The sequence below is a fragment of the Streptomyces sp. NPDC057616 genome (assembly GCF_042800575.1).
Lineage (GTDB): Bacteria > Actinomycetota > Actinomycetes > Streptomycetales > Streptomycetaceae > Streptomyces.
Map to the genome: position 1 here is coordinate 28,608 of NZ_JBHVGU010000013.1, position 14,547 is coordinate 43,154.

At 71.9% G+C, this 14,547-nt stretch carries 17 protein-coding genes; 9 read left to right on the forward strand and 8 right to left on the reverse strand.

The window, feature by feature from the left end; genetic code table 11:
- Positions 1-29: 29 nt before the first annotated feature.
- The 3 genes from ACFU97_RS17885 to ACFU97_RS17895 all read right to left on the reverse strand — a co-directional run bounded on the left by ACFU97_RS17885 (position 30) and on the right by ACFU97_RS17895 (position 1,463).
- Complete coding sequence (locus tag ACFU97_RS17885) at positions 30-377, reverse strand: tetratricopeptide repeat protein (protein ID WP_384257115.1); 348 nt, start codon at positions 375-377, stop codon at positions 30-32.
- Positions 378-471: 94 nt separating this feature from the next.
- A complete protein-coding gene (locus ACFU97_RS17890) occupies positions 472-975 on the reverse strand; it encodes a MarR family transcriptional regulator (RefSeq protein ID WP_384257117.1) in 504 nt (167 codons plus the stop codon).
- Positions 972-1,463, reverse strand: a complete 492-nt coding sequence (locus ACFU97_RS17895) for a MarR family winged helix-turn-helix transcriptional regulator (protein WP_384257120.1) — start codon at positions 1,461-1,463, stop codon at positions 972-974. The genes ACFU97_RS17890 and ACFU97_RS17895 overlap by 4 nt, the downstream gene beginning before the upstream one ends.
- A gap of 112 nt (positions 1,464-1,575) precedes the next feature.
- On the opposite strand from ACFU97_RS17895, the gene ACFU97_RS17900 reads away from it, so the two are divergent.
- From ACFU97_RS17900 to ACFU97_RS17915, 4 genes are all read left to right on the forward strand, one after another.
- A complete protein-coding gene (locus tag ACFU97_RS17900) occupies positions 1,576-2,541 on the forward strand; it encodes a pirin family protein (protein ID WP_384257122.1) in 966 nt (321 codons plus the stop codon).
- A 149-nt stretch (positions 2,542-2,690) separates the two neighbouring features.
- Entirely contained in the window at positions 2,691-4,016 is a 1,326-nt protein-coding gene (locus tag ACFU97_RS17905; protein WP_384257124.1) for a hypothetical protein, read from the forward strand.
- Between the two features lie 74 nt (positions 4,017-4,090).
- Positions 4,091-4,780: a transcriptional regulator gene (locus ACFU97_RS17910; RefSeq protein ID WP_384257127.1), complete on the forward strand. Its 690-nt coding sequence runs from the start codon at positions 4,091-4,093 to the stop codon at positions 4,778-4,780.
- A complete protein-coding gene (locus tag ACFU97_RS17915; RefSeq protein ID WP_384257129.1) occupies positions 4,777-5,760 on the forward strand; it encodes a threo-3-hydroxy-L-aspartate ammonia-lyase in 984 nt (327 codons plus the stop codon). The genes ACFU97_RS17910 and ACFU97_RS17915 overlap by 4 nt, the downstream gene beginning before the upstream one ends.
- Here the strand turns inward: ACFU97_RS17915 and ACFU97_RS17920 are convergent.
- A complete protein-coding gene (locus ACFU97_RS17920) occupies positions 5,755-6,150 on the reverse strand; it encodes a nuclear transport factor 2 family protein (RefSeq protein WP_384257586.1) in 396 nt (131 codons plus the stop codon). The genes ACFU97_RS17915 and ACFU97_RS17920 overlap by 6 nt on opposite strands.
- Positions 6,151-6,321: 171 nt before the next feature.
- On the opposite strand from ACFU97_RS17920, the gene ACFU97_RS17925 reads away from it, so the two are divergent.
- Positions 6,322-6,678, forward strand: a complete 357-nt coding sequence (locus ACFU97_RS17925; protein ID WP_384257131.1) for a cupin domain-containing protein — start codon at positions 6,322-6,324, stop codon at positions 6,676-6,678.
- A gap of 34 nt (positions 6,679-6,712) precedes the next feature.
- On the opposite strand, the gene ACFU97_RS17930 is transcribed toward ACFU97_RS17925, so the two are convergent.
- Both ACFU97_RS17930 and ACFU97_RS17935 read right to left on the reverse strand, forming a co-directional pair.
- Positions 6,713-8,005 carry a VWA domain-containing protein gene (locus ACFU97_RS17930; protein WP_384257589.1) on the reverse strand — a complete coding sequence of 431 codons (1,293 nt, stop codon included), beginning with the start codon at positions 8,003-8,005 and terminating at the stop codon, positions 6,713-6,715.
- Positions 8,006-8,064: 59 nt separating this feature from the next.
- Entirely contained in the window at positions 8,065-8,922 is an 858-nt protein-coding gene (locus ACFU97_RS17935; RefSeq protein ID WP_384257591.1) for an AAA family ATPase, read from the reverse strand.
- Positions 8,923-9,063: 141 nt separating this feature from the next.
- Between ACFU97_RS17935 and ACFU97_RS17940 the strand changes: the two genes are divergently transcribed.
- Positions 9,064-9,636 (forward strand): TetR/AcrR family transcriptional regulator, encoded by a 573-nt coding sequence (locus ACFU97_RS17940; protein ID WP_384257134.1) that lies wholly within the window; start codon positions 9,064-9,066, stop codon positions 9,634-9,636.
- Between the two features lie 319 nt (positions 9,637-9,955).
- Here ACFU97_RS17940 and ACFU97_RS17945 read toward each other — a convergent pair whose 3' ends face one another.
- Both ACFU97_RS17945 and ACFU97_RS17950 read right to left on the reverse strand, forming a co-directional pair.
- Complete coding sequence (locus tag ACFU97_RS17945; RefSeq protein WP_384257136.1) at positions 9,956-11,266, reverse strand: FtsX-like permease family protein; 1,311 nt, start codon at positions 11,264-11,266, stop codon at positions 9,956-9,958.
- A gap of 3 nt (positions 11,267-11,269) precedes the next feature.
- A complete protein-coding gene (locus ACFU97_RS17950) occupies positions 11,270-12,055 on the reverse strand; it encodes an ABC transporter ATP-binding protein (RefSeq protein WP_384257139.1) in 786 nt (261 codons plus the stop codon).
- Between the two features lie 185 nt (positions 12,056-12,240).
- Here ACFU97_RS17950 and ACFU97_RS17955 point away from each other — a divergent pair, with 185 nt between their 5' ends.
- The 3 genes from ACFU97_RS17955 to ACFU97_RS17965 are packed head-to-tail and all read left to right on the forward strand — an operon-like array spanning position 12,241 to position 14,521.
- Positions 12,241-12,921, forward strand: a complete 681-nt coding sequence (locus ACFU97_RS17955; protein ID WP_384257141.1) for an ABC transporter permease — start codon at positions 12,241-12,243, stop codon at positions 12,919-12,921.
- Positions 12,918-13,589, forward strand: a complete 672-nt coding sequence (locus tag ACFU97_RS17960) for an ABC transporter permease (RefSeq protein WP_384257144.1) — start codon at positions 12,918-12,920, stop codon at positions 13,587-13,589. Before ACFU97_RS17955 ends, ACFU97_RS17960 begins: the two co-directional genes overlap by 4 nt.
- Positions 13,586-14,521, forward strand: coding sequence for an ABC transporter substrate-binding protein (locus tag ACFU97_RS17965; RefSeq protein ID WP_384257146.1), 936 nt, complete (start codon positions 13,586-13,588; stop codon positions 14,519-14,521). Before ACFU97_RS17960 ends, ACFU97_RS17965 begins: the two co-directional genes overlap by 4 nt.
- The last annotated feature ends 26 nt before the right edge of the window (positions 14,522-14,547 follow it).

A 14,547-nucleotide genomic window follows, 5' to 3' on the forward strand; every position in this document is an offset into this window, starting at 1 on the left:
GTAGGCGTTTCTCACGCCGCGGACGTCTCTCAGACCTCCGCGAAGTCGCCCGCGAGCGCCGAGGCGATGCGCAGGTGCGACTCGGCCTCCTCGTGGCGCCCCTGCCGCTGGAGCGTGCGGCCCAGCATCAGCCGGGCGTAGTGCTCCACCGGCTCACGCTCGACGATCACGCGCAACTCGCCCTCCGCGCGGTGCAGTTGGGCCGAGTGGTAGTAGGAGCGCGCCAGCAGCAGCCGCGGTCCGGTCTGCTCCGGCACCTCCTCGACCAGCCCGCCCAGCACGCGCGCCGCGGCGGCGTAGTCCTTGGCGTCGAAGAACATCTGCGCGCGCTCCCAGCGCTCCGCCGGTGTCCCGTGGTCGTAGTACGTCGTGTCCACTCGTGACCTCCTTCGACGTACGCAACCACGACCGATGGTTGAACATTCCACCAGATGTGGAGCTGGCTGTCGGTCGGCCGCCGGGCCGGACGGATCAGGCGGACAGCGCGGCGAGTTCGGCGTTGGCCCGCTCTGTCACCAGGGCCAGGACGCGGCCGGTCGCCGCCAGGTCCTCGGCCGGGATGCCGCCCCAGACCCGGGCCGAGATCTGCGCGGTCTCGCCGGTCACCGCGCCGTAGAACTCCTGGCCGGCCTCCGTGATGCGCACCTGGGACGCCTCGGCCGCGAGGAACCCCTTGGCGAGCAGCTGCTCGACGACTTCCTGTACGTCGGCCGTGTCGGCCTTGAGCGAGCCGACGACCTGGTCGACGAGTGCCTGCCGCTCGAACGGCGCCTCGGCGACGGCGACGAGCCGGAGGGTGATCTGCTGCGCGAAGGTGACGCCGTGCCGGCCCAGGACGCTCTCCAGGGCGGCCCGGGCGGCGTAGTGGGCGAGGCCGAGTGCGCGGGCGTCGGCGGGGGGCGCGGCGGCGGGTGCGGTCGTGGTTGCGGCGGTGGTGGTTGTGGTGGTCGTGGTGGGGTCTCCGGTGGTGGTCATGACTGCTCCTTGTCGGACTCGCTGTCCATGGCTGAAGGGTCGAGCGGTGCGTCGAGCAGGGTCGCCAGGTCGCGGGTGAACTCCTGTGTCCGCGGGCCGTCCAGGCCGCCGAGCGGTGCCGTCAACTGCTGGAGCAGCCCTTGGACGACCTTGATGGCACGCCGGGTGACCTCGCGGCCCTGCTCGGTCAGAGCCAGCTGGACGGCGCGCGGGTCCCGCGGGTCGCGGGTGCGCTCCAGCAGGCCGGCCGTCTCCAGTGCGCGGGCCAGTTTGGACACGTAGAGCGGTTCGAGGCCGGTGTGGTCGGCGAGGCGGCGCTGGCTGGGGCGCTCGCCGCCGCGCTGCATGCCGTACAGCGACGCCACCAGCGAGTACTGCGCGTGCGTGAGGCCGAGCGGTGCCACCGCCCGGTCGACGGCGACCCGCCACTTCATCGACAGACGCCACACCAGGAAACCCGGCGTCGCCTTCTCGTTGCCTCGGCTCATGGAAAATACGGTACATGGCTACTGTTGCCATGGCTACTATTTTCTCGGTGGCGGACGGTACCGCCCGGGTGACGGACTGACGCGATGCCCCCGACAGGGCTAGGTTGGCGCCATGAGCAATCTTGATCGCGAGGCGGTTCCCGCTCTGTGCGGTGGCCGCGGCTTCGTGGTGGCGGAGCCCGTGCGTGAACTCCTCAGTCCTCGCCGCGTCAAGCTCGGCGAGTCGACCGAAGTCCGCCGGCTGCTGCCCAACCTGGGGCGCCGTATGGTCGGCGCCTGGTGCTTCGTCGATCACTACGGCCCCGACGACATCGCCGACGAGCCCGGCATGCAGGTGCCGCCGCACCCGCACATGGGCCTGCAGACGGTGAGCTGGCTGCACGAGGGCGAGGTGCTGCACCGCGACTCGACCGGCAGCCTGCAGACCATCCGCCCGCGCGAGCTGGGCCTGATGACCTCCGGCCGGGCCATCAGCCACTCGGAGGAGAGCCCCCGCCCGCACGCCCGCCTCCTGCACGGCGCCCAGCTCTGGGTCGCCCTCCCGGACAGCCACCGGCACACCGAACCGCACTTCGAGCACCACGCCGAACTGCCGGTGGTCACCGCGCCGGGGCTCAAGGGGACGCTGATCCTCGGCGACCTGGACGGCGCGGCCTCGCCCGGTACCGCGTACACCCCGATCGTCGGCGCCGACCTGGCCCTCGCGAGCGGCGCGGACGTACGGCTGCCGCTGGAGCAGGACTTCGAGTACGCCGTGCTGTCCATGTCCGGCGAGGCCCATGTCGACGGCGTGCCGGTGCTGCCGGGCTCGATGCTCTACCTCGGCTGCGGACGCACCGAACTCCCGCTGCGCGCCGAGTCGGACGCGGGGCTGATGCTCCTGGGCGGTGAGCCGTTCGAGGAGGAGCTGATCATGTTCTGGAACTGGATCGGCCGCACCCAGCAGGAGATCGAGCAGGCCCGCGAGGACTGGACGAACGGCACGCGATTCGGCGAGGTCAAGGGCTACGACGGCGCCCCGCTGCCGGCGCCCGAGCTGCCGCCGCTGCCGTTGAAGCCGCGGGGGAGGGTGCGTTGACGCGCGCGTGAATCGACGGGCGCCTATTTGTGGGCTGTCCACGACGGCCTGTTCATGACCGCTGTTCGTGATCACGGGAATGCGTCCGGAATGCACCCTGACGATCAAGGAAAAAGCCGATTGTCAGTGGTGCGCCCTACTCTCGCCATATGACCTACAGCGTCTGGCACAGGGGCCTCGGCATCACGCTCGATCTGACCGAGGCGGATCTCGGGCACCCCGAATACCCGCGGCTGCTCGACGAGATCTACGGCAATTACCAGCCCGATCTTCTCTACTGCCTCGAAGCTCATGAGGACGAAGGGTTCGTCTGCCCCGGCTTCATGGCCATCCGCAAGGTCAGCGGAAGGCCGCATGCGATGCATGTGGCAAAAGGGGAACGCCCGGAGACAAAGGCCGAGAGCGACCTCCACAAGGCGCTCCGGGATTACACCGCCGACGTCGCCTCGGAAGAGGGTTTCCGTGTGACGCGGGCGGAGGCGGGCGAACCCGGAAATCGGCACCGGGACGTGACGGTGGAGGGTGCAGGCAAACAGCGGCTCGCTTATGAAATACAGCTCGCCGCGATAGCCGGCGGCTCCGTGGACGAACGCACCCGCGGTGCCCGCCGCGAGGGCCTCACCCCGCTGTGGCTCGTCAACAACGAGAACGCGATCCCCATCGACCGAGCCCCCTGGGCCCGGGTGAACGTGCAGAGCTGGCGCGACGTCACCGACCGAGCCGCCCTCCCGGTGCGCGGCGGCGTCAAGCACCTGCACATGTCACGCTGCGACTGGGGCAACCCGGTGCCGTGCCCGCAGCAGGGCGCCGGCCGCTGCGGTGGCAGGCACGCCCTGTGGGTGCCGGTCCGGGGCCTCTACTACGACGACGTCATCCGCCGTACGGCCACCGGCGAGCTCGTCTCGCTCTACCTGCCCCACCCCGCGGGCCGCCGCGGCTGGCACATGTGGGTCACTCCGACGGACAAGGACGAGTTCCTCGAAGGCCGCCCCGAGCCCGTGCCGGGAGGGTCGACGGCGCCGGGCCCCGGCGTCCCGGACGGGCCGGCCGCTCCCGGGCCGGACCCCGAGGGCGCCGCGGCGGGCGTCCGCAGCGAGCTGACCCGGGCGCGCGACGACGGGCGGGCCATCGACGCCTCGCTGTGGCACACCGAGCCGGGACCGTCGGCGTTCTCCCGGCCTTTCACGGTGGGGGAGTTCGTCATCCCCGGAGATCTCGTGGCGGCCCGGCGGACCTTCACCCGCGCACTGGAGCACTGCGAGGACATCGCCGCGCACCTGCCGCTCGGCGCGGACATCGCGGCGGGCCGCGCCGAGCTGACCGGCGATCAGCGGGAGCGGCTGACGGACGCGCGCGAGCGGTGCCGGCGGCTGGCCGAGGAGATGCACACCCACCCCTGGTGGGAGACGGTCGAGGACCGGCACGCGGCAAGGGAGGCACTGACGTACGCGGCCACGCACGACTCCGCCTTCTAGTTCCAGCGTGTGGGGTTCGGCGTCCGGACTGTCTGGACTTTCTGTCCAGCGGCTGGACCTGTAGTCTAAGACGCATGTCTGCCGAGTACTCACCGGACACCGAGCGCGACGCGATCCTCGCCGCGCTGCGCCCCGTCGTCGACGGGATCGTGGCGACGTTCGGGCCGCTGTGCGAGGTCGTGCTGCACGACTACCGGCAGCCGGAGAAGTCGGTCGTCGCCGTGGCCGGTTCGGTGACGGGGCGTTCCGTGGGCGGGGCGATGAGCGAGATCGGCATGCGCATCCTCGCCCGGGGCGACGAGGCCGACGACGACCTGAACTACGTCACCCGCACCGGGACCGGACAGCTGCTCAAGTCGTCCACGATGGTGCTGCGCGACTCCGCGGGAGCGGTGTTCGGCGCGCTGTGCGTCAACGTCGACATCACCGCGGTGCACGAGGCCCAGGCCGTGCTCGGCGCGCTGGCCGGCCCCTCACCCGCATCGGCCGAACCGCCGGTCACCGCCTTCGGCAACGACATCGACTCCGTCGTGGACGCCATCCTCGACGCCCACCGGCTTGGGCAGACCCAGAGCTGGGCCGGGCTCGGCCGCACCGAGCGCCTCGAACTCTTCCGCAGCCTCGACGAACACGGCGTGTTCGCCGTGCGCCGCGCGATCGAGCAGGTCGCCGCCCGGCTCGGCGTCTCCCGCGCCTCCGCCTACAGCTATCTCTCCCAGGCCCGCGCCGCCACCGACCCCACGACCACCGGAGAACACGCGTGACGATCACCACCGCACCGGTCACCCTCGACTCCGTCCGCGACGCCGCCGCCAGGATCAAGGGCATCGCGCACCGCACCCCGGTGCTGCACTCGCGGACCCTCGACGCCCTCGTCGGCGCCGAGGTCTTCCTCAAGTGCGAGAACTTCCAGCGCGTGGGCGCCTTCAAGTTCCGCGGCGCCTACAACGCGGCCTCACAGCTCACCCCGGAGCAACTGGCGCGCGGCATCGCCGCCTACTCCTCCGGCAACCACGCCCAGGCCGTCGCCCTGGCCGCCCGCGAACTCGGCACCACCGCCGTCATCGTCATGCCCGAGGACACCCCGCGCTCCAAGCGCGAGGCCACCCTCGGCTACGGCGCCGAGGTCGTCACCTACGACCGCTACACAGAGGACCGCGTCGCGGTCGGCGAGGCCCTGGCCGCCGAGCGCGGGCTCGCCCTCATCCCGCCGTACGAGCACCCGCACGTCCTGGCCGGGCAGGGCACCGCGGCGCTCGAACTCCTTGAGGAGACAGGCGAGTTGGGTGCGCTGATCACCCCCGTCGGGGGCGGCGGCCTGATCGCCGGCTCCGCCACGGCCGCCAAGGGGCTCCACCCCGGGATCCGGGTGCTCGGTGTGGAGCCGGAGGCCGGGGACGACACCAAACGGTCCCTGGAGGCGGGGCGGCGGGTCACCATTCCCGTGCCGCGCACCATCGCCGACGGGCAGGCGGCCGAGACGCCCGGCGAGCTGACCTTCTCGGTCAACCGCAGGCTCGTCGACGGGATCGCGCTCGTCTCCGACGACGAGATCCGCGACGCGATGCGCTTCGCGTTCGAGCGTCTGAAGATCGTGGTAGAGCCGAGCGGGGCGACCCCGCTGGCCGCGCTGCTCGCCGGGCGGGTGGAGGCTCTGCCGCCGCGGGTCGGCGTCATCGTCTCCGGCGGCAATGTGGACGCGGACCGCTTCGCCCGGCTGTGCGGCCGGACAGCGGAGTCATGACCAGAACGCGTCGCCCACGTCGATGTTCTCGACGCATTCGTCGAGATCGGTGATCTTGTCCCCGACGATCCGGAAGATGATCCCTCCGTCCTCGTCCAGGCTCTTGTCGCCGCGCCGTGCGGTGGCGTGGTGCAGGGAGACGGCGTGGCCGCGGCCGTCCACCAGGACGGAGCGCAGCTCGACCTTGAAGGTGCCGCCGGTCTGCTCCATGAGCCGGCCGTAGTAGCCGAGGACCGTGTCGATCCCCTTGAAGTCACCGGACAGCGGGTGGTTGCCGGGTACGTGGTGCGAGGCGTCGCTCGTCATCATCGAGCGCAGGGTGTCCATGTCACCGCTCGAGAAGGCTTCGTAGCCCTTGCGGATCAGTAGTGCGTGCGGGTGTTCGGCCACGATGATCGCCACCTTTCTGGTGTTTCGGCGACTGCGGCTCACGCCCCATTCTGCGCCTGTTCAACCTGCTTGTCCGCTGCTCCCGTAATGCCCCCTTCACTCGAATGGCGGCCTCGGCTGGACGGGCGGACGATGGTGTGGTGGGCAGGGCTCGCAATGGAGGGAGTCGTCATGATTGAGGTCAAGGCTGTCGACAAGCCGGACGAGCGGCGCGACTTCCCGCGCGGCCACCTCGAAGCGGTCCATATGAGCGGACTCGACTTCGCCGTGGGCACGTTCGAGCCGGGCTGGCGCTGGTCGGAGTCGGTGGCGCCCATCGCCGGGACACCGAGCTGCCAGGTCCATCACAACGGGTACTGCGTCTCCGGGCGCATGCAGATCCGCATGGACGAGGGCGGCGAACGCGAGGTCGGACCGGGCGACGTCTTCGTGATCACCCCCGGACACGACGCCTGGGTCGTAGGGGACGAACCATGCGTCGTGTACGACTTCGCCGGCGGTATGGCCACGGACTACGCCAAGGCGTGAGCCCAGGAGCCGGCGGGGATCACGTCGGAGGGGGTCACACAGGAAGCAGGCGGGTGATCAGCGCGCCGAGCTGGCGGGCGTTGCGGCATTCATGCATCTCCACCAGCTCCGCGTACTCGGGTGCCGCGGAGTCGCCCGTGCCCCACTGGGCGCGCGGCTCGGGGTTCAACCAGTAGACACGGCGGGCCCGTTCGGCGGTCTGCCGGACCGCGGCCAGATTCGGGTCGCTCATGTTCGTCCGGGCGTCCCCGAGGACAAACACGGTGGTGCGGGGGCCGACCGCGTCGCCGTAGCGCTCGGCGAACTCGCCCAGCGCGACGCCGTAGTCGCTGCTGCCGTGCCAGCCCGTGAGGGTGGCCTCCGCCTGGATGCGGGCGCCCAGTCCCTGCGGGTCCGCCGCGCCGTGTTCGACGAGCGGCGTCACCTCGTCGAGGCGGTTGACGAAGGCGAACACCCGCACCTTGCTGAACTGGTCGTGCAGCGCCTGTACCAGCAGCATCGTGAAGTCCGAGAAGCCGGACACCGACCCCGACACATCGCACAGCAGGACCAGTTCGGGCCGTACGGGACGGCGCCGGCGCAGCACCGGCTTCATCGGCACGCCGCCCGTGGACAGCGATCCGCGCAGGGTGCGGCGCAGGTCGATGGTGCCGCGGGCGGCGCGGCGCCGGCGGGCCGCGAGGCGGGTGGCGAGCTTGCGGGCCAGCGGCTGCACCGTCCGCCGCAGCTCGGCCAGTTGAAGCTTTCCGGCGTAGAGGAAGTCGACCCGGTCCGGGGTCGTGGCCACCGCCCGCCGGGCGAGTTCGTCGCGGTCGCGGCGCTCGGCTACCCGGCGCCGCGCCTCGACGGCCACCTGCCGCCGGAACGTCTCGATGCGCCGCCGGATCTCGTCCTCCAGCAGCCGGTCGGTGAACCCCGAAGTCCCCTCCCGCGCCCGGAGGTTGTCGCGGACGCGGGCGAACAGGGTCTGCGGGCGGAGCCGGTCGAGGGTCTGCTGCGAGGACCAGCCGTCCGAACCGGGGGAGGAGCCGTACCCGCCGAAGCCGTCCACCGCCTCCGCCGCCAGCCGTGCCATCAGGGCCTCGTCGCCCGCCGTCAGCGCCCGCGCGAGCCGGTCGCGCAGATCGTCCCGGTCCGCGGCCTGGCCCTCGGGGGCGCCGATGCCGCGCGGGAAGTACAGGTCGAAGACCGGGTCGAAGACCTGCCGCTGGACCGGGCCGTGCAGCAGCGTCGAGGCGAGTCCCTCCCGCAGTGCCTCGCGGTCGGCCAGGCCCAGCGCGGCCACCGCCTGCGCGGCGTCCACGGTCTCGCCGGTGCCGATCCGCATGCCGTGTGCCCGCAGCGCCCCGACCAGGGAGGTCAGGCGCTCGGCCACTCCGGGGGCGGTCACACGGCGTCCAGGTCGAGCTTGGCCGCCGCCTTCAGCACGTCGTCCTGATGCTTGAGCAGCACGCCCAGGCTGTCGTGTACGACGCTCTCGTCCAGGGTCTCGGCGCCGAGCGCGAGGAGGGTGCGTGCCCAGTCGATGGTCTCGGCGACCGAGGGCACCTTGCGCAGGTCCATGGCGCGCAGGGCGCCGACCACGCGGACCACGGAGGAGGCCAGCGCCTCGTCCAGCCCGGGCACCTTCAGCCGTACGATTCGGCGCTCCAGCTCCTCGTCCGGGAAGCCGATGTGCAGGAACAGGCAGCGGCGGCGCAGTGCCTCGGAGAGCTCACGGCTGGCATTCGAGGTGAGGACGACGAAGGGGCGGCGGCTCGCGGTGATCGTGCCCAGCTCCGGGACGGTGACCTGGAAGTCGCTCAGCACCTCCAGGAGCAGGCCCTCCACCTCGACGTCCGCCTTGTCGGTCTCGTCGATCAGCAGCACCTTGGGGTCGTCGCCGCGGATCGCGGTGAGCAGGGGGCGGGTGAGCAGGAACTCCTCGCTGAAGATGTCCGTGCGGGTCTCGTCCCAGGTCTCGTCGCGGCCCGCGCTGATGCGCAGGAGCTGCTTGGCGTGGTTCCACTCGTACAGCGCCCGGGACTCGTCGACGCCCTCGTAGCACTGCAGCCGGACCAGCCGCGCCTGCGCGACCTCGGCCACGGCCTTGGCGAGCTCCGTCTTGCCGACCCCGGCGGGTCCCTCGACCAGGAGCGGCTTGCCCAGGCGGTCGGCGAGGAAGACGGTCGTGGCGACCGCGGGCGAGGCGAGGTAGCCGGTGGCGGCCAGCCGCGTGGAGACGTCGTCGACGGATGAGAACAGCAACGGGGCCTCCAGCTCGACACGGGTCGGGAGCTACTATCTAAGCGCTTGTTCACCCAGTCTGTCACGCGATCCCGGCTCCCGGGCCGGTGGTAGACCGATCGGTTTCCATGTCCCACGCGGCGGAGGTAACCTCGCCGTATGACCACGACAGACAAGGCGTCCACGAAGGAACGGCTGCTCGATGCGGCGGCCGAGCTCTTCTACCGCGACGGCGTCTCCATCGGCGTCGAGGCGCTGTGCAGGACGGCCGGTGTCTCCAAGCGGTCGATGTACCAGCTCTTCGCCAGCAAGGACGAGGTCCTCGCGGCGAGCCTGGAGCGCCGCGCGCCCGGGTACGCGGCGCAGCTCGAGCCCGGCGAGCGGGAGGACGCCCTCACGCCGCGCGAGCGCATCCTCTACGTCTTCGAGCAGGCGGAGAAGCTCTCGGCCGAACCCGACTACCAGGGGTGCCCCTTCCTGGCCGCGCTGGTCGAGCTGAAAGACCCCGAGCACCCGGCGAGCGTCGTGGCCAGGACGGCGAAGGAGCGCCTGCAGTCGGCGTTCCGCAGCCAGGCGCGCGAGGGCGGCGCCCGGGACCCCGAGCTCCTGTCCCGCCAGCTGATGCTCATCTTCGACGGCGCAAGCGCCCGCGCGGGCGCCCACATCGAGACCCTGGACGGACTCACGACGGCGACGGTGGCGACGCTGCTGAATGCGGGGGGTGTGGCCTGACGGAGGGGGCTGCGTCTGGCGGCGGGAGCAGGCCGGCCCGGCCACGGGGGCGGTCCGGGCATGGCGGCGCAGCGGGCCGGCTGCAGCGGAGAGGCCGGAATGCCTCGGCGGCACGCGCTGCGCCCACCGCACCGGCGCACCGAGCTTGGCTCAGAGGCGCGCGGAGCACGATGCCGGGACGGGCCGGGGCTACCGCAGTGGCGGGCCGGCCCTTGTGGAGCGGGCGGGTGTGACGCCTCGGCACCTCGGGGCTGACGCGGGCGGCGGGACCCGGCATGGCGGAAGGGGCGGCCGCCCAAGCAGCCGCCCCCCACGCGCCTCACGCCGCCAGCTCCACCGCCTCCGCTGCCGGGGTCCGTAGCACCCGTCGTGTCGTCGCCAGGCTTGTGCCGAGTGTCACCGCCAGCGAGAGGGCGACGACGGCCGCGTAGATGCCGTAACCCTGATGCGGCAGGATCGAGTCGGAGCGGACGATCGTGAACGGGACGATGCCCGCCAGTGCCGCGGCCGTTCCGAAGAGGACGCCGACGGCCGTCACGATCAGGCTCTCCGCGCCCACCGTGCCCAGCACCTGCGCGGGCGTCGCCCCGGCCAGCCGCTGCTGGCCGAACTCCCGGCGGCGGTAAGTGGTCGCCGCGTAGAGCGAGTTGACCAGCATGACGCAGACGAAGACCACGATGATGCCGACGACCGTGAGGTTCAGCGTCTCGAGGTTCTTGGCGTCCACGGTCTTCCGCAGCCCCGAGGCCGCGACCGCGTCGCTCTCCACCGCCTGCATGTACAGCGTCGCCGTGGCCATCGCCGTGAACAGGATCAGCGACATCAGGATGCCGGCCAACTGGTCAGCCCGCTCCCGCAGGTTGCGCACCGCCAGCCACCCGCTCGCCCCCGCGAACTCCAGCCGGGCCAGCACGCCCTTCAGCAGCCGCGGCGCCGGCAGGGCGAAGCCGACGGACAGCAGGATCGCTCCGTACGCGGGCGGAGCCATCAGCGCCGCGTCCTTCGCGGAGAATGCGAACGTCGACAGGACCGACAGACCACCGGCGCCGAGTGCGACGTACGCGAGCAACGCCCTTGCGCGGCCGCGCCGTTCACGCCGGTGCGTGGCCCGCCGTACGGCGAGGAACGCCGCGCCCGCCGCCGCGAGCAGCGTGATGCCGACGCCGGAGTCCAGCGCGAACGCGCCGAACGAGTAGTCCACCGACCGCGCGACCTGCCCGCTGTCCTGGAAGGCGTCGAGCAGCGCCCGCCCGCCGAGCATCGCCGGGCCGATCGCCAGGACGGAGCCGATCAGCGCCACCGCCACCGCCTCGCCCACGACCATCCGCCCGATCTGCGCCGGAGTCGCCCCCGAGCAGCGCAGCAGCTCCAACTCACCGCTGCGCTGGCGGACGTTGACCGTCAGCGTGGAGGCCACGGCGAAGAACACCAGCAGGGTGCCGTACCCGCCGACCACGCTCGCCGTCGTGCCCAGCGTGTCGCGGCTGACCGCGTCCACACGTGCCTGCCCGGCCGTGTCCTGGAGCGAGTTGAACATCATGATGACCACCGCGCCCAGGAACGCGGAGAGCAGCGTCGCCAGGAACCGCCCGGGCCGTTGCCGGACCGACCGCATCGCCAGTACGAGCATCGCTCACACCCCCGCCGTCACGTCGTCGCCCAGGTGCGCGAGCCGCTCGGCCACCGCGTCCGCGGTCGGCGCGTCCATCCGGCCCACCAGCCGTCCGTCCGCCAGGAACAGCACGGCGTCGGCGTACGAGGCGGCGACCGGGTCGTGCGTCACCATCACCACGGTCCGGCCGTGCACCCGCACCGCGTCCCGCAGCAGGCGCAGCACGTCGCGCGCGCTACGCGTGTCCAGCGCGCCCGTCGGCTCGTCCGCGAAGACCACCCGGGGCTCGGTGACCAGCGCGCGGGCGATCGCCACGCGCTGCCGCTGCCCGCCGGACAACTGAGCGGGACGGTGCCCGAGACGGTCGCCGAGCCCGACCTGGGCGAGGATCTCCCGGGCCCGCCCGCGGTCCACCCGCCGCCCGGCGAGCTTGAGCGGCAGCACCGTGTTCTGCGCGACCGTCAGCGTCTCCAGCAGGTTGTACTGCTGGAACACGAATCCGACCCGCCCGCGCCGGAACCTGGTCAGCTCGGCCTCGCCGCCACCGGTCAGCTCCGTGCCGTCCACGCGCACGATCCCGCTGTCCGGCCGGTCGAGCCCGGCGGCGCACTGCAGCAGCGTGGACTTGCCCGAACCGGACGGTCCCATCACCGCCGTGAACGTGCCGCGGCCCAGCCCCAGCGTGACCCCGTCCAGGGCCTTCACGGCGCCGCCGTCCGACCCGTACGTCTTGCTGACCTTGACCAGCCGCAGCGCCTCGGCGGCGGGCCCAGCGTCCTGCGTGCGTCGCGACTGTGCGCGAAACATCGTCATCACCATCCGTCCGGCACGCCCTGTGCCCCGCCCACGAAGCTACGGAGACACGGGCCGGACCACATGGGGCGCAGAACCCGTATCGCGGGGTGTACCCAGCGACACCCACCGCCTCGGCACGCCCCCCGTACGGGTCACCACAACGCGCCGACCCCGCCGCCCGCCGGTGCAATGGAGCCGTGACCGGGCCCCCGGACGACTGCCTCGCGCGCAACGAGTGGATCTGCGGTGAGTACCTGACCACCCGCCGCCAGATCCTGCTCGACGCGGTCCTCCAGCACCTTCAGCTGGCCGGGATCTCGGTGCTCCTCGGCCTCGTCCTGGCCGTCCCGCTGGCCGTGCTGGCACGCCGCTGGCGCTGGACCTCGGGTCCCGTCCTCGCCGTCACGACGATCCTCTACACGATCCCGTCCCTGGCGATGTTCTCGCTGCTCCTGCCCGTCTACGGTCTCTCGGCGAGCCTGGTCGTCGCCGGGCTCGTCCTGTACTCGCTGACCCTGCTCGTGCGGAACATCCTGGCCGGGCTGCGGGCCGTCCCCGAGGAGACCCGGCAGGCGGCGCGCGGCATGGGCTACGGCCCCGTCCGCCTGCTGCTCACCGTCGAGCTGCCGCTCGCCGTGCCCGCCGCGATGGCCGGTCTGCGCGTCGCCACCGTCTCGGCGGTCTCCCTGGTCACGGTCGGCGCGATCGTGGGCTTCGGCGGACTGGGCAACCTCATCTACTCCGGCATGAACACCTACTTCAAGGCGCAGGTGCTCACTGCGTCCGTGCTGTGCGTGGTGATCGCCGTCGTGGCCGACCTGCTGCTCCTCGGCATCCAGCGGCTGATCACCCCGTGGACCAGGGCGGCCCGCTCATGACGACCCTGACCGACGCCTGGCACTGGCTCACCGACCCCGCGCACTGGCCGGGCGCCGACGGCATCGGGAACCGGCTGGTGCAGCACCTCGTACTGACCGTCGTCTGCCTGGTCGTCAGCTGCCTGATCGCCCTGCCGGTCGCGCTCGTCCTCGGCCACCTCGGCAAGGGCGGGGCCCTCGCGGTCAACATCTCCAACGTCGGCCGCGCGATCCCCACCTTCGCCGTCCTCGTGCTCCTGCTGCTGACACCGGTCGGCAGATGGGGCGAGGGCCCCACCGTCGTAGCCCTGGTCCTGTTCGCGGTGCCGCCCCTGCTCACCAACGCCTACGTCGGCATGCGCGAGGTCGACCGCAGCGTCGTGCAGGCCGCGCGCGGCATGGGGATGACGGGCCGGCAGATGCTGTTCCAGGTCGAGCTGCCCCTCGCGCTCCCGATGATCCTCAACGGGGTGCGGATCGCCGCCGTGCAGCTCGTGGCGACCGCGACCATCGCCGCGCTGGCGGGCGGCGGAGGACTCGGCCGGATCATCACGGCGGGCTTCAACCTGGCCAGTACACCGCAGGTGGTGGCCGGAGCGATCCTCGTCGCCGCCTTCGCACTGGTCGTGGAGGGGATCTTCGAGACGGCGGAGCGGCTGAGCCCCTGCTGGGCCAGAGGCACGCGATGAGACGGCGGCTCGCCCTGGCCACGGTGCTGCTGCTCACGGGCTGCACCACCGGACCCTCCCTGGAGACCCGGTCGGACGTCACCGCGCCACCGGGCGACAGCCACCATCTGACCATCGGCTCCGCCGGCTTCACCGAGAGCGATCTGCTCGCCCAGATGTACGCCCTGCTGCTGGGCCGGGCCGGCTACAGGACGTCCCTGATCACGGTCGCCAACCGCGAACTGTACGAACCGGCCCTGGAGTCGGGGCAGATCGACGTCGTCCCCGAGTACGCGGCCACCTTCGCCGACTGGCTCAACGCCAAGGCCAACGGGGCGGGCGCGGCACCGGTCGGCTCGCCCGACCTGAACGCCACCATGACGGCCCTGCACCAACTGGCCACGCCACGCGGCCTCACCGTCCTCGACGCCGGCAGGGCCGTCGACCAGAACGCCTTTGCGGTCAGCCGGTCCTACGCCCGGGAGCACGGCCTGAAGACCCTCAGCGACCTCGGCGCCTCGGGGCTGGGGGTACGGCTCGCGGCGGGCGACGAGTGCGTGCAACGGCCGTACTGCGCACCGGGGTTGAAGAAGACCTACGGCATCGACATCACCGCCGTCGACCCCAAGGGCGTCGGCACCACGCAGGCCAAGCGGGCCGTGCAGAACGGCCAGGACCAGATGGTCCTCACCACCACGACCGACGCCACCCTCCCCGGCTTCGGCCTGGTCCTCCTCGCCGACGACAAACACCTCCAGAACGCCGACCACATCGTCCCGGTCGTCAACCGCTCCCGAGCGGGGGGCGCCGGCGCCACGAACGCGCTCGACCGGCTCAACGGCGTCCTCACCACCGCCGACCTCGCCTCCATGAACGAACAGGTCGACAGCTGGCGCCGATTGGCGAAGGACGTGGCCCGCAGCTACCTCCGCGACAAGGGGCTCCTCAAGTGAGGTGGTTGTCAGTGGCGGCCTGTACG